General features: G+C 61.6%; 15 protein-coding genes and 1 pseudogene. 9 read left to right on the forward strand and 7 right to left on the reverse strand.

The window, feature by feature from the left end:
* Nucleotides 1-500 precede the first annotated feature (500 nt).
* The 4 genes and pseudogenes from NKH83_RS27050 (at nt 501) to NKH83_RS27065 (ending at nt 2,841) form a co-directional block, all read left to right on the forward strand.
* On the forward strand, nt 501-836 hold the full coding sequence (locus NKH83_RS27050) for a helix-turn-helix domain-containing protein (protein ID WP_352808138.1): 336 nt from the start codon (nt 501-503) through the stop codon (nt 834-836).
* A gap of 36 nt (nt 837-872) precedes the next feature.
* On the forward strand, nt 873-1,109 hold the full coding sequence (locus NKH83_RS27055) for a plasmid stabilization protein (protein ID WP_352808139.1): 237 nt from the start codon (nt 873-875) through the stop codon (nt 1,107-1,109).
* Nucleotides 1,106-1,516 (forward strand): annotated as a pseudogene (locus NKH83_RS27060) (PIN domain-containing protein). Before NKH83_RS27055 ends, NKH83_RS27060 begins: the two are co-directional and overlap by 4 nt.
* Before the next feature lie 245 nt (nt 1,517-1,761).
* Nucleotides 1,762-2,841: an AI-2E family transporter gene (locus tag NKH83_RS27065; RefSeq protein WP_352808140.1), complete on the forward strand. Its 1,080-nt coding sequence runs from the start codon at nt 1,762-1,764 to the stop codon at nt 2,839-2,841.
* A 146-nt stretch (nt 2,842-2,987) separates the two neighbouring features.
* On the opposite strand, the gene NKH83_RS27070 is transcribed toward NKH83_RS27065, so the two are convergent.
* The gene (locus tag NKH83_RS27070) at nt 2,988-3,977 is read right to left on the reverse strand and encodes a Tim44 domain-containing protein (protein WP_352808198.1); all 990 of its coding nucleotides are present in this window, start codon (nt 3,975-3,977) and stop codon (nt 2,988-2,990) included.
* Nucleotides 3,978-4,344: 367 nt separating this feature from the next.
* On the opposite strand from NKH83_RS27070, the gene NKH83_RS27075 reads away from it, so the two are divergent.
* The 5 genes from NKH83_RS27075 to NKH83_RS27095 all read left to right on the forward strand — a co-directional run bounded on the left by NKH83_RS27075 (nt 4,345) and on the right by NKH83_RS27095 (nt 9,219).
* Nucleotides 4,345-5,064 carry a FadR/GntR family transcriptional regulator gene (locus NKH83_RS27075; RefSeq protein ID WP_502895628.1) on the forward strand — a complete coding sequence of 240 codons (720 nt, stop codon included), beginning with the start codon at nt 4,345-4,347 and terminating at the stop codon, nt 5,062-5,064.
* Between the two features lie 11 nt (nt 5,065-5,075).
* Complete coding sequence (locus tag NKH83_RS27080; protein ID WP_352507682.1) at nt 5,076-6,281, forward strand: mandelate racemase/muconate lactonizing enzyme family protein; 1,206 nt, start codon at nt 5,076-5,078, stop codon at nt 6,279-6,281.
* 39 nt (nt 6,282-6,320) lie between these two features.
* Complete coding sequence (locus NKH83_RS27085) at nt 6,321-7,304, forward strand: sugar ABC transporter substrate-binding protein (RefSeq protein WP_352808141.1); 984 nt, start codon at nt 6,321-6,323, stop codon at nt 7,302-7,304.
* Between the two features lie 200 nt (nt 7,305-7,504).
* A complete protein-coding gene (locus NKH83_RS27090; protein ID WP_023678771.1) occupies nt 7,505-8,485 on the forward strand; it encodes an ABC transporter permease in 981 nt (326 codons plus the stop codon).
* Between the two features lie 2 nt (nt 8,486-8,487).
* A complete protein-coding gene (locus tag NKH83_RS27095; RefSeq protein WP_352808142.1) occupies nt 8,488-9,219 on the forward strand; it encodes an ATP-binding cassette domain-containing protein in 732 nt (243 codons plus the stop codon).
* 52 nt (nt 9,220-9,271) lie between these two features.
* Here the strand turns inward: NKH83_RS27095 and NKH83_RS27100 are convergent, their stop codons facing one another.
* The 6 genes from NKH83_RS27100 to NKH83_RS27125 all read right to left on the reverse strand — a co-directional run bounded on the left by NKH83_RS27100 (nt 9,272) and on the right by NKH83_RS27125 (nt 17,024).
* Nucleotides 9,272-10,270 carry a sugar-binding transcriptional regulator gene (locus NKH83_RS27100; protein ID WP_352808143.1) on the reverse strand — a complete coding sequence of 333 codons (999 nt, stop codon included), beginning with the start codon at nt 10,268-10,270 and terminating at the stop codon, nt 9,272-9,274.
* Between the two features lie 99 nt (nt 10,271-10,369).
* Nucleotides 10,370-11,425: a hypothetical protein gene (locus NKH83_RS27105; protein WP_352808144.1), complete on the reverse strand. Its 1,056-nt coding sequence runs from the start codon at nt 11,423-11,425 to the stop codon at nt 10,370-10,372.
* Nucleotides 11,426-12,508, reverse strand: a complete 1,083-nt coding sequence (locus NKH83_RS27110; protein ID WP_352808145.1) for an ABC transporter ATP-binding protein — start codon at nt 12,506-12,508, stop codon at nt 11,426-11,428.
* 77 nt (nt 12,509-12,585) lie between these two features.
* Nucleotides 12,586-13,911 (reverse strand): iron-containing alcohol dehydrogenase, encoded by a 1,326-nt coding sequence (locus NKH83_RS27115; protein ID WP_352808146.1) that lies wholly within the window; start codon nt 13,909-13,911, stop codon nt 12,586-12,588.
* On the reverse strand, nt 13,904-15,430 hold the full coding sequence (locus NKH83_RS27120; RefSeq protein ID WP_352701479.1) for a xylulokinase: 1,527 nt from the start codon (nt 15,428-15,430) through the stop codon (nt 13,904-13,906). Before NKH83_RS27120 ends, NKH83_RS27115 begins: the two co-directional genes overlap by 8 nt.
* Before the next feature lie 64 nt (nt 15,431-15,494).
* Complete coding sequence (locus NKH83_RS27125) at nt 15,495-17,024, reverse strand: ABC transporter substrate-binding protein (RefSeq protein ID WP_352777380.1); 1,530 nt, start codon at nt 17,022-17,024, stop codon at nt 15,495-15,497.
* Nucleotides 17,025-17,042: the final 18 nt, after the last annotated feature.

Below are 17,042 nucleotides of genomic sequence, written 5' to 3' on the forward strand. Positions count from 1 at the left end.
ACGGACTCGTTCTATTGCAGCCTTGATCGAGACAATGTCTCCGCGAGCCGCCCCGTTCAGGAGTGCAGCAATAGCCTCATGTAGAATTGGACTGACAATTTGAGCGACACTCATCCGACCATCCCCAAGGGGCACGCCGAAGAGAGGACAGTACTCTCTCCCTGACCGCCATCAACAGGATGTAAGAATCGTACAATGCTGAGCCGTAACCGTCTGGAATGTTTGGTAGAAATTTCTGAGCGGGGGATCGGATAACCCGCTCGCGAAGACCCCCGTGCCCCTTCGTTTCCCATCATACGCCAGCCTCAGGAAATCCTAGGGCCTCGGTTAATCCAGCGGTTCGGTGCCGTTTGTCGGCCGAGGTCCGCGTTGCACGGCTCGGGCCGCTCTCGTGGCTGCGCTGCTGCGGCAGGAAGGTCTTGCCGCCAACCTCTCGCCAACCTGCATGTCGGCGCCAAGAATATTGCGCGGGAGCGAAGGCGTGCGCGCAATCGCTCCGGTTGTTGGCTTTTGTTGACGCCATCCGCGACGCCGCGCTGGCCGGGTTGAAGGAGCACGATCGGCTGACGATGGCCAGAATGCAGATGGAGCGGCGGCTGCGCGAGAGACGCGCGAATTCAAAGCTGCCCGACCTCGTCGAGCTGGTGCTGTCGAGACCGGCTGTCTCCACGGCTCTTATCCAGGAGCGACTAAAGATCTCGAAGCAGGGCGCGCTCAATCTCGTGGGCGAACTCGGCCTGCGTGAGATGACGGGAAGGGGGGCGGGCCTGGGGGATTGTGTGATTTGCGGTGGTTGGAGTAAGGGCTGTCGAACCTTACGGACTTACCTAACTTGACGAACTTTCGATCCGTCTCCACATTGGAGGAAAAAGGTGGCTATTGTCCGCAGCGATAAGGCGCGTGATCTTGCACACCGGCTTACCCGCCGTGAAAACCGCTCGATTGCGGAGGTGGTCGAGCGCGCCCTCGAATCCTACGACGTCCGCGAGGCCGGTCGCGAGCCTGCTTCTGCCTTCTATCTGCGTCTTTCAGCGCAATCCGGCACAGACATCGACCTTGAGGTGGTGATCCGTGAGAGTCGCCGGCCGAATCGAGGCGTCGAGCTTTGATCTTCGTCGATACCAGTAGTTTCCGAAACGTTGAAAAAGACCCCAGACGACGCAGTCATTGCCTGGCTGATCCGATACGATGCCGAACTCGCGCTTCCAACCGTGACGATTGCCGAGATCGCCTTCGGCATCCAGAAGATAAGACCGGATCAACGTGCCGAACGGCTGGACCAAGGGTTGGCGGACTGGCGCCGGCGTTTCGCAGACCGCACCTTCGGTCTGAGAGAAGAAGCTGCGCTGGTTTATGGGAAATTATGGGTGCTGCTGCTCGCCAGGGACGCGGCATGTCGGCACCCGATGGCATGATCGCGGCGATCGCTCGAGTAAACGGTGGCCGCCTCGCCACGCGCAATCTGACTGACTTCGAGACGGAAGGACTCGTTCTGACATCTCCGTGGGAGTTCTGAGACGTTTTCCTGTCGTCGCTTTTGCTCAAGCCCCATCTGCCAGTCACAGACGAGCTGAAAGGCCGTCAAAGCGCAGGCGAGCGACATCAGGTTCGATTGCATGCCGTCAAATCCCCTCAAGATCACTCGAAGCGCCTCCTCGGCAGCCTCGCCGGAAGGCTCCCGCAACCGACGCTGCCCTTTTTTTGAGAAACCAATTAGGCTCGCTGGGCTTGCGAGACCCGAGAGGGGCTGATCTGAAACAGATGCCGGACGTGAAACAATTGAGATTGCTCGGCGTTCTGGCAGCCGCAGCGATCGGTCTGTATGTCTGCTATCTGCTTGCGTGGCCTTTTTTGCCGGCATTGACCTGGGCTCTCGTCCTGGCAGTCATTCTGTCTCCGGCTCATCGTTGGGTTGAGAGACGGGTCGGAAATCGAAACCTGGCAGCGCTGATATCGGTAAGCGTCGCGGCGATTGCTGTCGGGCTGCCGCTGGCACTCGTCGCACAACAGCTCGTTCGCGAGGCGGTAAACGGAGCGACTTATCTGGAGGAGGTCATCCGTGGTTGGGATGCAGACGGCTTCATGTCTGGCTATCCCACGCTTTCGGTCATTGCCCAATGGATCGAGAACCAATTCGATCCGGCCGGCTCCGTCGCAGCATTCGTACAATGGCTGACTGGACAAAGCACCTCGCTGTTGCGTGGCTCCATCTATCAGGTCGCGATGTTCGGGCTGACATTTTATCTTCTGTTCTATTTTCTGCGCGATCGCCAACATGCCCTGCAAGCCGTTGCGGGCCTTTCGCCCCTGCGCGCTCCGGAGACAGCATACATCTTGTCCCGCTTTGCGGAGACCGTCCATGCAACACTGCTCGGCACCGTGTTCGTCGCCGCCGTCCAGGGAACATTGGGTGGCCTGATGTTCTGGTGGCTCGGCCTGCCGACCCCAGTCTTTTGGGGCCTTGTCATGGGACTTCTTGCCATAGTGCCTGTGCTCGGGGCATTTGTGATCTGGGTGCCCGCAGCGGTCTATCTCGCGCTGGAGGGGGCTTGGGCCAGCGCGGCGATATTGACCGTCTGGGGCGGCGTCATTGTCGGCGGCATCGACAATCTGCTCTATCCGATGCTTGTGGGGAATCGGTTACGCCTCCACACGGTCGTGGCCTTTGTCGGCTCGGTCGGCGGCATTGTCTTGTTTGGGGCATCCGGCCTTGTCCTCGGCCCGGCGGTGATCGCCATCACCATCAGCCTCATTGATGTTCTGAAGAACCGATTGACTGATCCGCCCAAGTCGGCGCCGCCGCGCCCTACCGAGCTACCGCATCAGCCCGTGACGGATTGACCACGAAGACAAGGGCTGCTCATGAGTTCCGTGTTCTGACCGCACCATACTCAAGATCAAGCGCGCGGAAGGGGCGGGCTGGCCTTCGAGCGGTAGCGAGAAACCTGAACAACTCTGGGCCAGACAGTTCAATCAAGGCAAGCACATCAGCTCGGCTGCTGTATTGCGGCGAGCTTCCAGTCCCCGCTGTTCTGGCGCATGAAGGTCCACAGTTCGGTTGTCTCGGTCGGCTGATCGGCCTGGCCCTCAACGATCTTGCCGCTGCTGCGATCGCGGGTTACGTCGCGAGACTCATAGCGCAAAGCAGCCGTCGCGTAGTCGCGGTCACCCTCCCGCCAACTTTCCGCAATATCGGCCTCCAACAGGCTGACGTCCGACACGTCGTTCCTGACGCCCTTTTTGGCATTGTCGGCAAGTTCCTCGGACAGATAGGACACCATCTCGGGCGTCGCCAACCGGCGCAAAGCAGCATGATCTTCGCGCCCGAATGCCTCCTGAACTTCCGTCAGCCGTTGCTGGAACGTGTCGAGGTCGGTTTGCGTGAGTGTGATCTCATCGGAAGCGTTGGCTTGGCTCGTTCCGCCAAATCCTGACCCGATGCCTGGAATGGGGAAAGTTGTACCGTTGCTCGGCTCGGGCCCAGCTGCTGCGTTTCGCCCAAAGGTCCCGGTGCCCCGCGAGGCACCGGCCGTAGCGGGCGCTGGGTTGTATGTCGATTGCGAGCGGAAAAAGCGGATCGCCAGCATGATGACGCCGCCGATCAGCAGGACTTGGAGCAAAAGACCCAACATGCCGGCCAAGCCGCCGAACCCATGGCCCAGAAGAACGCCGATCAAACCGCCGAGGAGCAGCCCCCGCATCATCGATCCGCCGAGGCCGTTGAAGAACCCTGGGCGCTGGAATGCCTGCGGCTGACGGGCCGCATTGTTCGTTGCCGCATTAGGCGTCATCGAGCGCTCGACCGGTGCGGCCGGTTGCGGCGCGACTCTGGTCGGCGGGACCGGCTGGAAAGTGCGCATGCCGCGACTGCCGAAGCTGCCGCCACGGCGCGCATCGGCATGGTCCACAGCGACCGTCGAAAATGCCAGGAACAATCCGGCGAACAAAACTGCAATCCGTCCCCAACGCGAAATCAGCATAGGCAAATCCTCAAGTGACAATCTGTCCACCCATATGGGGTGCGTCGATCGAAATATCAGTGAATAGTCCGCTGAGATATTTTCCGACGGCATGGTCGGGCGCCCGCCGGGGTTCACGATGAGACTGTCCAGCCTGCCCAAGCGAGATGATTGCCTGTCCGATCATGCAGGCGCGCCGCACCCGGCCGACCGCCGTCTGTCGCATCAAGAGCAGCGGATATGCAAGCGTCGGGTCACCGCTCTTCCGGCGACGATGCCGACGGTCTCCCGGCAATGACTTGAGCTTGACATACAGCTTTTCTAGGTACTAACAACACCTCTGCAAAACCTGCCATACAGGTTTGCCTTCTGAACTGGAGATCGCGTGAGCACGGTGGTAGCCGCAAAACATTCCGACGCAGCGAGCCTGGTCAGCAATACGATCGGCGAGATCACGCGCCACATCCGCACGCATGAACTCGGACCAGGCGACCGGCTGCCCAGCGAGGCCGCGCTTTCGAGGCAATTGAGCGTCTCGCGTACTGTGGTGCGCGAGGCCTTCAGCTCGCTCGCCGCGATGCGGCTTATCGACCTCAGGGCAGGCAGGCGGGCTACCGTCGCCGAGCTGGACTATGGCGCCATGTCGCTGGTGATCGAGCATGGTGTCCACACCGAGCAGATCACGGTGCAGCAAATCTACGACGTGCGCCGCACGATCGAGACCCGCACCGCCATGCTGGCGGCTTTGCGCAGAACCGCCGACGAAGTGGAAAGGATCAGGGCGCACGCGCTTGCCATGCGCGAGAATTTCCAGCGACCGGAACAGGTCATGGAGCACGATCTCGCCTTTCACCTCGAAATCGCCAAGGCGGCAAAGAATCCGGTTTTTAGCCTCATCGTAGGCGCGTTCGAGCGCGTATCGCGCCAGACCTGGCCGATCGGCTGGCGCAGCCGCCCTTCGGATGCCGAGCAGTTGGAGATGATCCAGATCCATATCGAGCTCGCCGAAGCAATCGAGACCGGTGATCCCCAGTCTGCTCGCGACCTGATGGCGAGGCATTTTGACGAGAGCGTCAAGGCCCTGCTGGCGGCCGGCATCGCCTGAGGACGGGGGCAATGAAGATCGCGAAACTGGAAACGCTGCGGCTCAAGGAGCGGCCGAACCTTCTCTGGGTCCTGGTTCACACGGACGAAGACCTCGTGGGACTGGGCGAGACCTTCTTCATGGCCGAGACCGTCGAGACCTATTTGCACGAATATGTCGCGCCGCGCGTGATCGGTCGCGACCCCTTGCAGATCGACCTGCTCGCCGCCGATCTTGTCGGCTATCTCGGTTTCCGATCGACGGGCGCGGAAGTCAGGGGCAATTCCGCTTTCGACATCGCGCTTTGGGATCTGTTTGGAAAGGCCACGGGTCAGCCGATCACACAGCTCCTCGGCGGGTTCACCAGGCACGAGATCAGGACCTACAACACCTGTGCCGGACCCGAATACATCAAGAAGGCCACGGGCCAGACGACGGCCAACTACGGGCTCGATAAGCCCGGCGACGCCTATGATGATCTGAACGGCTTCCTTCACCGCGCCGACGAACTGGCGCATTCGTTATTGGAGGAAGGCATCACGGCCATGAAGATCTGGCCGTTCGACATGGCCGCCGAGAAAACGCGCGGCCAGTATATATCGCAGCCCGACTTGAATTCCGCGCTGGCGCCATTCGAGAAAATCCGTAATGCGGTCGGCGACAAGATGGACATCATGGTTGAATTCCATTCAATGTGGCAGCTGCTGCCGGCCATCCAGATCGCTCGCGAGCTTGCCCCCTACAAGACCTTCTGGCACGAAGATCCGATCAGGATGGACAGCCTGTCCAGCCTGAAACGCTATGCCGAGGCTTCGCTGGCGCCGATATCGGCTTCGGAGACGCTCGGTTCCCGCTGGGCCTTCCGCGACCTTCTCGAAACTGGAGCGGCCGGTGTCATCATGCTCGATATCAGCTGGTGCGGCGGGCTCTCGGAGGCGCGCAAGATCGCTGCCATGGCTGAGGCATGGCACCTGCCGGTCGCGCCACACGACTGCACCGGTCCAGTGGTGCTCGGCGCATCGACCCACCTGTCGCTGAATGCGCCGAACGCGCTTGTCCAGGAGAGTGTCAGGGCCTTTTACAAGACCTGGTACCGCGACCTTGTGACCGCTTTGCCGCAGGTGAAGAACGGCATGATCACCGTGCCTCCCGGACCGGGCCTCGGCATGGAACTGAACCCGGAGATCGATCGCGCCTTCACGGCGCTTCGACGGGTGACTGACGCATCGACTCTCTGAAAATGAACCTGAAGCAGCTTTCTACGGAGGAGGAGAACCATGAAGAAGCTACTTATCTCGGCAGCCTTGGGAGCAGTACTGGCTGGAGGCTCGGCAATCGGCTCACGCGCGCAGGAGCCGATGAACATCGTCTTCACGCATCATTCGTCGGCGTCGAACCCGTTCTGGCAGGCGGTGAAGAAGGGGTTTGACGATGCCTGCGCCAAGATCCAGGCCAATTGCCAGATGGTCTTCACGCAGACCGAAGGCTCGATCGAGCAACAATCGGCCAACATGCAGGCGGCACTCGCGGCAAAACCGGACGCGCTGATCACCTCGATCGTCGACAACAATGCCTTCGACCAGATCATCGCCGACGCCCGCGCTGCCGGCGTCACGGTCATCGCGTCCAACGTCGACGACACCGAGGGTGCAGCCGGCAATGCCCGCCAGGCTTTCATCGGCCAGGGCTTCATTCCCGCCGGCTACGAACTCGGCAAGAAGATGTCCGAGTTCTTCCCCAAGGAAGGCAAGATCAGGGCGCTCGTCGGCGTCTCCGCGCCCGGTCAGAACTGGTCGGAACAGCGCGCAGCCGGCGTCATGAAGTTCCTTGAGGAATACAAGGCCGCGAATGGCGGACGCGAAGTAGTCATCGAACGGCTCGACACCGGCACAGATGGCGCCGTCGTCGCCGATCGTGTTGGCGCCTATCTGTCTGCCCACCCGGACACCACGGTGTATTTCGACACCGGCCTTTGGCATGCATATGTCGCCCAGGTGCTGATCGATCGCGGCGTCGAGCCGGGCAAGGTGCTGATGGGCGGCTTTGATATCGTCTCGGAAGTCCTGCAACAGATGGAAGCGGGTTATATCCAGGTTCAGGTCGACCAGCAGCCCTACATGCAGGGCTTCATGCCGGTGATGGAAGCCTATCTCGCCAAGAACGTCGGTCTTCTGCCGGCAGACATCGACACCGGCAAGGGCATCATCGTCAAGGAAGACGTGCCGAAGCTCAAGGAACTGGCCGCAAAAGGCGTGCGGTAGGCGGCGAAGCCGGCGTCCTCTCCTCGTTCTTTACGGGAAGGAGGCAAGGGTTGGGGGCAGGCCGCGTGGCCTTTGGGCGCTTTAGCTCCACCCCTTATCCTGCCACCGCATCTCCCCGCCAAGGGCGGTAGAAGACACACTGCCGCCATCCCTTGCCGATGCGGCAAGCCAGCGCAAACAATCCCAAGCCGGAGCGAATGATGAAGCGCTTGATGAAGATTTATCTGGAGAAGCCGGAGCTTGCCGCGGTCGTGTTCCTGCTCCTCCTCCTTCTCGTCTTTCAGATACGCTCGAACGGCGTATTTCTGAACACACAGAACGTGCGCGGAATGCTTGGGCTGCTGCCTGAAATGGGGCTGGTCGCGATCGGCGTGACCCTGCTGATGATATGCGGCGAGTTTGATCTTTCCGTGGGCTCCGTCTTTGCGCTGACCCCGATGACGATGGCGGTGATGCTGGCGGCCGGCGTGCCGTTCGCGCCGGCCTTTGCCGCCGGCCTCGCGATCGCCGCCCTGATCGGCTTCTTCAACGGGTTCATAACGATTCGTTTCGCGATACCAAGCTTCATCACCACGCTTGGCATGCTGTTCATCGCGCGTTCGCTGACGGTGGTAATCTCCGGCGGCTTCCCTCCTGTCATCCCGGCCAACGCTCTGCCCAAATGGCTGTTTACGATCTATGTGGGACCGGGCGACCTCTTTCGCATGTCGTTCTTCTGGTTTGTCGCCGTGGCAATCCTGGCGACGGTGCTTCTGTCGCGCACGAATTTCGGCAACTGGGTGCGCGCCACCGGCGGCTTTCTGCCTGCCGCGCAATCGATGGGCATCCCGACGGCCCGGGTGAAGGTCGCCTGCTTCATGATCTGTTCGGTGCTCGCCGGCTTTGCCGGCACCATCCAGGTGATGCGGCTCGGCGCGCCGCTGCCCTCGATCGGCGAGGGGCTGGAGTTGCAAGCCGTGTCGGCTGCCGTCATTGGTGGCGCCTCGCTGGCTGGCGGCATCGGCACCATCTTCGGCGGCATCATAGGGGCTGCCCTTATTCGCGTCATCGACAACGGACTGGTGCTGAGCCAGGTTGACGCCAACTGGTTCAAGATGGCAATCGGCTTCCTGACTATCTTCGCGGTCGTCGTGAATGCCTGGCTGCGAAAGCGGGGCAGGGCAATGAAGGTGGAGACCTGATCATGGCGGCACCCATCATCGCGATCAAGGGACTCCAGAAATGGTATTCCGGCGTCCACGCCTTGAAGAACGTTACACTGGACATCTACCCAGACGAGGCACTGGGCCTCGTCGGCGACAACGGCGCCGGCAAATCGACGTTGATCAACATCCTGTCAGGCACCCAAAAGCCCGATGGCGGCGAGATCAGGATCGAAGGTGAACCGGTCCGATTCTCTAACCCGCGCGACGCCATGGATCGCGGCATCGAGACGATCTACCAGTACAATTCGATGGTGCCGACCATGACCATCGCCCGCAACGTTTTCATCGGACGCGAGCCGGTGAAGGGCTCGGTTTTCGGCATCGGCATCCTGGACCAGAAGCGCATGCGTGATGAAAGTGTCAAGGCGATCGCCGACGTCGATCTGCATCTGAGGTCGCCCGACGCGCTGGTCGGCGAACTGTCGGGCGGCCAGCGCCAAGGCGTGGCGATCGCCCGGGCCATGCACTTCAAGTCGAAAGTCATGATTCTCGACGAGCCGACCAATCATCTTTCGGTGAAGGAGACGCGAAAGGTGATTGGCTTCGTTCGCGCGCTCAAGGCCCAGAAGATCACCAGCGTCTTCATCAGCCACAACATGCATCATGTTTTCGAATGCTGCGACCGGGTCGTGGCCATGGCGCGTGGAGAGATCGTTCTCGACAAGCGGATCGGCGAGACTTCGATCGAGGAAATCCACGAGGTTCTGTGACGCGAAGAAGCGATCAGTCGCGAGCCGCTCTGCTGGTAGAGGTCAGTCTGCGCTAGGGCTTTTGCGCAAGGATCGCCTCAGCGGTTTTCTCGTCGATGATCAGCACATCGACGACTCCCAGACGCAACACGGCGCGCAGCACCGGAACCTTGTCGAGGCCGCCGGAGGGCAGGATCACAGTGTCGACGTCGCGCAGATGTTCGGGCGCGAGGCCGATAACGCGATTGTTTAGTGGGTGATCGACGAGTTGTCCGTCGGCGCCGATCCAGTGGCCGCAAATATCGCCGACGGCTCCCGCTTCGCGGAGCGATTTGAGATCATCGTCGCCTACCAGTCCGATCCGAAAAATGGTGGCGTCCTTGTGCACCGCGCCCACCGAAACGAAAGCGGCGTCAACGTCGCGGGCATGGGTGAAGGCGTCTTCCAGAATGGACTGGCGCATAAGCAGATCGCGCGTGGCCTCCGTGTCCGTGAACACCGGTGCTGCGATGTAGAAGCATTCCGCATCGAAAAGCGCCGCGAGCCGCGAAGCGATCTCATAGATGTTGATCGCCGATCCGCGCGTGAGCCCACCAAGCAGGGAAACGACCGACATTCCTTTGACCGGGCGTACGGTCACTGACCGCAGACTAAGCTGGAGCGTCCGTCCCCATCCCACGCCCACCGATATCCCGTCGCGGATTCTGAGCGACAGGGCCTCACCGGCGGCGGCTGCGATGACCTGTGGCACCAGCGCGGGATCGGGTGGTGTCGGAACCACGATTGGATCCGAGACACCATAGGCGTCCCGCAGCCGGTGCTCCAGCTCGATGCAGTTCGCCACCTTCGAATTGATGCGAATCTGAACGATCCCCCGCTGGCGCGCATGCGCCAGCATCCGGTTGACGCGAAGGCGGGTCAGGCCAAGAGACTTGGCAATTTGCGCCTGCGTGAGGTCACCGACGTAAGCAAGCCAGGCGGCGCGCACGAGCAGCCCTTCCTCACGATCAGCCGTGACCGAACTCGTTACAGCTTGGCGGCCGTCGCGTTTCTTTCGTGCGGGTTTCTCCATCAGATCATCCTGTCCACTCCGCGGCAGCGGGTCCAGAGCGGGCTCGGCCGAGCCATGTGCTCATCGATATGAGGCATCAATCGAGTTTCCCCGGCTCCGCTAGCCTCGATGATAGCGGTCGAAGGACAAAACCAGCGGAGCATCGTGACAAACCGCGTCGATGATGGCGGTCGTCAGCGGCAGGCGATCATGGGGAAGTACACCCCGGGCCATCATATTCTTCAAAGTCGGACCAAGGTCCAGCGCCAGTTGCGCTCCCTCGACCGTGTCCGAACTCATATGTTCGCGCTTCGCCACGGAATAGGGCAGGCCGCGGCCAAGCAGGCGCCCCATGCGACCGTTACGGCCCGCCTGGCAGGTCACATAAAGATCGCCGGAGCCTGCCAGCCCCAGCACTGTTTCGATTTTTCCGCCCAGAGCATCGACCAGAATCGCCATCTCCGCGAGGGACTGCGAGAAAAGTGACGAGGCAAGATTGTGCATGAGCGCACCATTGGGCGCCTTGCCGTCGCGCTCCAGCAGTCCGACGGGAGCCCCAACGGCGAGTGTGTAGAAATTCTTGAAAGCAGCGCAGATCTCGACGCCGACGAGATCGGATGACGATCGCGCGTGATAGAAGGGCGCGCGCAGAAGGCGGGAGGCCGCGGCCACCTGGTCGGGATCGTGTCCGGCAACGATCACAGACGTATCGCGCTGTGCCGCCAGTTCGCCGGCAATACACGGTCCGCCGACGGCCATCACCGGGACTGACAAGCCGGTGCGTTGCTCGATCTCGCGGGCAAGCAGATGTGGCAGGATGTCGATGCCTTCGTCGCTTGCCGCAAGTCCTTTCGTAATCATCAGTATCGGCACGGGCGACTTGATGCTTTCGGCAATGCGCTCGATCGCCCAAGGAATGCCGGCCGACGAGACGCCGAGTACAAGCAGATGGGGTCCATCGTTCATCGCTGCCCCGAATTCGGTCCAGGACCTGGCGGCCACCACATCAGGCAGTGTGGTGTTGAGGCGCGGATGACGACCGGTGCTGGCCACCGAGTCGACGATCTCCTCGTCGAGATGGGTGCCGACAAGAGTGATGCGGTTACCCGCGTGAGCGGCCGGAAGCGTCATGGCAGAGCCCATGACGCCGGCGCCGAGGATAACGACCTGGGCCATTCAACTTCTTCCCTTGTCCAGTCGCTCGCCGCTGCCTTGGTCGAACAGGTGGATTCGCTCAGGCGCCGGTTCCAGATGGATTACAGCTCCAGGAGAGAACTCCATGCGGTCATGCAGCACCGAGCAGATCGCGGTGTTGCCCATGCTGGCAAAGATGTGGATTTCGGGGCCGGTCGGCTCGACAACCGTAATCCTGGCCGGGATGCCGCGCCCGTCGACCACGGGTCGAAGATGTTCGGGGCGAATGCCGTAGATCACCTTTTGGCCGGGCCGGACCGCAGCCCCTGGCGGTAGCGGGAGGGATAGCTCGTCCGTCCGCACCACCCAGGCGTCGCGCTCGGATGCCACCTCGCCATGCAACATGTTCATTGCGGGCGAGCCGATGAAAGAGGCGACGAACAGGTTTGCCGGGTGATCGTAGACATCGAGCGGGCGCCCGATCTGCTCGATACGGCCGTCGCGCATGATGACGATGACATCGGCCATGGTCATGGCCTCGATCTGGTCATGCGTGACATAGACCGTGGTGGTCTTCAGTCGCTGGTGGAGTTCCTTGATTTCGGTGCGCATCTGCACCCGCAGCTTGGCATCGAGGTTGGACAGCGGCTCGTCGAACAGGAACACAGTTGGGTCCCGCACGATGGCGCGGCCCATGGCGACACGCTGCCGCTGGCCGCCCGAAAGCTGGCGAGGGTACCGTTCCAGATAGGGAGTCAGGTTGAGGATCGATGCCGCCCACCCGACCTTCTGTTTGATTTCTTCGTTGGGGCGCTTCTTCAACTGCATGGAAAAGGCCATGTTGTCGAAGACGGTCATGTGCGCATAAAGCGCGTAATTCTGGAAGACCATCGCGATGTTGCGGTCTTTGGGATGAAGCGTGTTGACGACCCTGTCGCCTATGGCGATCTCACCGGACGTGATGGGCTCGAGACCGGCTATCATGCGCAACAACGTGGACTTGCCGCAGCCGGACGGCCCCAACAGAACGACGAACTGGCCATCCTCGATCGAGAGATCGAGTCCATCGATAATCGAGAGGGCGCCATAGTCCTTCTTTATGTTGCTGATGGTGACAGACGCCATAAATTGCTACCCTTCGATTGCCCTTGCCGGTTGGATCTCATTTTCGCCATGCGAGCCATTGGCGATCGGATGCGCTCTCACCATTCGCTGTCCAGAAATTCTTCCAAGAGTCCCGCATCGGCGGCCAGATTGACAAAGGACCAGCGGCCGCGGATTTCTCGCGAATAGCGAATGGCATTGTGCCAAAGCGCGCGCGGCAGGCCTAGTTCCGCGCCGGTGACCGGCCCCCCCGCAGCCTTCAGTGCTGCCTCCATGCGGGCAACCGGCATTGCCATTGGCCGAACCTCCTGGCGCAGGGCCGGCCAGATTTCCGCGAGTTTCCGGTTGAAGATTTCCGTCTGGCTGGCGTCGAGTGCTGTCTTCCTCATCTCGGCAATGCAAAGTGGTCCAAGCTGCGCTCCATAGCGTGCCAGCATCGCCGCCTCGTCGATGACGGTTGGCTTTGCCTGCGGCGGCTCTTCCATGTCCAGCAGCCGCGCTTGCAGACGCGCCATGACCAGCGAGGCAACCCCAACCTGCTGGCCGTGCGTGGTGCCTGGATGATGTGCTTGCGCGAACATGTCGACCCAATGGGAGATCTGGTGCTCCCCCATGGACCCGGGATGGGAAACGCCGGCAAAGCACACGCCCATCGAGCACAGCGTCAGGACGCGCTGGAGATGTCCGACGGCGGTGATGTCGTGCCTGGCAAGGCCAGGCGCATGGGCCAGCATCGGTTCCTCATCGCCCGCCTGAAGCAGATAAGGCACCTCGGAATAGTAAGTGCCGAACAGCCGATGCGAAGCCCACCAGTCGGTCTGGGCGGTGGAGCGGCAGAGGCTGTCGCCAAGCCCGGCGGCGCTGAGCCAACTGGGTGCTGCAGCCGACACGCCAAGGTCCAGGAAGATGCCTCGCGGAGCATGCGAGGGCAGCGAGATCTTGAGCCCTGAAGCCAACGTCACCGACGCTGTCGAGGCGCCATAGCCATTCATCGAGGCCGCCGTGCCGAAGACGGCATAGGGCCGCTGGTCGAGGAAGGTTGCATGCTTGCAGCTGTCGTTGAGGACGCCGGACCCGACGGCCACGACGCCTTCGGCGTGACGCGTCTTCTCCCTGACCATCTGGATCGTTGCCTCATCGCAGTCGAGGCCGTCAGGCAGCACGATTTCGTCGATTTCGGCGATGGCACGCAGCGCCTTCGCGACGCGCCTGCCCATCACATCGACGGTGTTGATGTCGGAGACCACGGCGATGCGGCTGCCTAGCGCCAGGGGCGCAACGAGATCCCCCTCGCGGCCCTCCGTCGTCTCCAGCAATTCGATTGTCTGGAACGGCAGGACCGCGGCTGCGCCTGTCTTGGGATCTGTCCAGCGTCCTGCGACAACGTCCTCGATCAAGGCGTTCCAGTTGCTCGCTTCAGCCATGATCGGTCTCCATGAAGGCCGCGAGACGCTGGTTCCAGGTTGAAAGCGTTGGCCAAAGATCGGCATGGATCGCAAGAAGTTCGGCGTAGAGCGTGGCCCGTTTCGCGTCCGGTTCGAAGGTTTTGGCCGGCTCGCTGGCCATTGCGAGCGACGCTTCGGCGATGGAGGAAAACCAGCCCACGCCCTTTGCCGCCGCCATCGCCGCGCCAAGCGAGGAGGCTTCCACCGTCGTCGAACGCTTTATGGGATGATCGAGCGCATCCGCCAGAATCTGCATCCACAGGTCGGATTTCGCTCCTCCGCCGATGGCTATGAATTGGCCGATGGTCTGGGCGGCCGCTGCGGCGGCCCGCTGACTTGTCGCGGCCTGATGCAGCGCTATACCTTCCAGCACGGCACGATAGATGTCGCCGCGGCTGCTCGAGCCGGACAGCCCGGCAATCACACCACGGGCCCTACTGTCCCAGTGCGGGTCCATGACGCCCTGCCAGTAGGGAAGAAGCATTATGCCGCCTGCGCCGATCGGGCTGGCAGCGGCTTCGGCCTCGAGCGCTGCCAGGCCGCTTGCGCCATGCAGATCGACGCCAAGCATTTCGCGCGCCATCCAGTCGACGAGAAAAGTGCCGGCGCGAAGGCACGTCTCGTAGATATAGCCATCATCGGCGACCGCCGTCTCGGTGCGGAAGGCCTGGTCATGGACGTAGTCCGTGCCAAAGCTGCCGGAGACGACCGCCGTGCCGAGATTGATGTAAGCGCATCGCGGCTGCAACACGCCAGCGCCCGTTCCGGCGCATTGACCGTCGCCGCCGCCGGCGACGATCGGCGTGCCCTCCCGCAGGCCCGTCAGTATGGCGGCTTCCGAAGTCAGTTGGCCCAGAACGCTGCCGGGCCTCGCCAGGTCCGGCATCATTCCCCGCGCCACGCCCGCGGCGTCCAATATTTCGTTGGACCAGTCCATAGCTCGCATATCGAGTATGCCCATCGGGTCGGCGGATGCGGTGGACGTCACCCACCGGCCGCTCAAGCGAAAGACCAGATAGCCATGGACTTCGGCCATTCGCTCCACGCGGGCAAAAATCTCGGGCTCTTCCTCGCGAAACCAGATCATGCGGTAAAGGCAAGGAATGACGTCCAGCGGCTTGCCGGATATTGCGTGGACGCGTGCCGCGCCGAAACTCTCGCCGAAGCGCCGTGCTTTCCCACGGGCGCGCTCATCGAGCCAGAGCGTCGCCGGCCCGACCGCTTGGCCCTGCTCGTCGAAAAGGCCGAAGCTTTCGCGCTGGTTGGCAATCGCAAGGGCGGCAATGCGTGCCGGCGAAACTGTTGCCGCGACAGCACGAAGCGCCGCAACCGTCGAGGCCCACCACTCGGCCGGATCCTGCTCGAAATAGCCCGGCCGCGGGTTGGACATTGCAAGCGGTGCACGACCTTCAGCCACGGCCAGCCCATTGCGGTCCCAGGCGATCGCCTTGGTTGCCGAGGTCGAGGAATCGATGCCGATGACGAGATCCGGAACCATTGCCGCCACATTGCCAAAGGGCGAGGGCGGTGGAAGCCGCCTTCGCCCAAATCACGACGAGTCGCTAAAGACCGGCGTCCTTGACTTTGCCGTCGACAATGCCGGCGATGGCATCGAGGCACGCCTTGGCATTGCCGCCATAGTCTTGGCCCGTAAGCAATTTGCCGAGCTCAACCGGAATGTCGTTGTTCGACAGATCCGCCCAGATCGGCATGTCCGGCTCCGATCCCATCTGGTTGTCGATCGTGTATTTGATCGCGTCGAAGTGGCGTGTCGTTCCAGGCCCGACGACGGCCTTCGCCTTCACGCGAGGATCGGTGAAGGAAGAATTGCGCATCGGCGAGGCGCCGCCGCCGAGCGTCGATACCCGCGCCATCACATCCTTCGAGCAGACCCACTGCATGAACAGCCATGCTGCTTCCTTGTTCTTGGAATATTGCGACAGCGAAATCGTCGAGCCGCCCTGGTGACCAACGGCCGGGATTTCGTTGAAGCCGCAATCGGCGGCGGCGCGACGACCGGGAACCTCCTTGGGCGCGGGCAGGGCCTCGAACAGGCCTTTGACCTTGGAATCGTTGGCGTCGAAGCCGGGGAAATCTTCGCCCCAGGTGATTGCCATCGCCGCCTGACCCTGTGTTAGTGCCTGTCCCTGGCCGTCCCAAGTCCATGTCGTCGCAGAGGGCGGCGAGTTCTTGACCAGCTCCTGATAGAATTGCAGCCCGGCCACGCCGCGCTCGTCATTGCCGACAAACTTCTTGTCTTTGTTGAAGATCGAACCGCCATGGCCCCACAACGCGAAGGTCCAGTCGCATTCGAGCGAATAGTGGCCGGACTTCGCCTGGCACGCGGTGCCGAAGATGCCGTTGCTTTTTTCTGCCTCTGTAAGCGCCTGCACGGCCTTGAGGTAGGCGTCGAGATCTGTCGGCAGCGCAATGTTGTGTTTGTCGAAAAGATCCTTGCGGTACATCAGGATGAAGATCGGAATATCGAATGGTATTCCGCACTGTTTGCCATTGTACATGGCAATGCCGTCGACCAGCGGCTTGGAGAAATCGTCCCAGTCGAAGTTGGGCATCGCCAGTTCTTTGTTCTGGTCATAATACTCGCGCGGGTCGACGACATCCTGGGCAAATGTCGCCATCCAGGACTGGTCGAGATAATAGACGTCGTACGTGCCCAGCTGGCCCTGCACGTCTTGCGTCGCCTTGGCGAGAACCTGCTCCAGCGGCACGATTTCGACTTCCACCTCAATGCCGGTTGCCTTGGTGAATTCACCTGCGACAAGCTGGTTGGCGACGATCGTTGGCGGCGTAGCTTCCGAAGTGTAGCGGATTTTGGTGCCGGCATACGGTTTGCCGACATCGGCCAGCCACTTCAACATATCGGCGTCCTGGGCGCGGGCTTCTTCAACCCCGAGGCCCAGGATCCCGCGATTGGTGCGGCCGCCACCTAGCATGGCTGATCCGAAGGCAGAAAAGCCGACACCGGCGAGCGCCATCTTCCTCATGAAGTCGCGTTTGGTTATTCGGCGCGCCGTAAAGTCGTTGCAGGTATCGGCGACGAATGTCTTCTTGTCGTGTTCTCTGAAGCTCATGATCGTTCCTCCGTTGCG

Source organism: Mesorhizobium sp. M0909, from assembly GCF_040319515.1.
GTDB lineage: Bacteria > Pseudomonadota > Alphaproteobacteria > Rhizobiales > Rhizobiaceae > Mesorhizobium.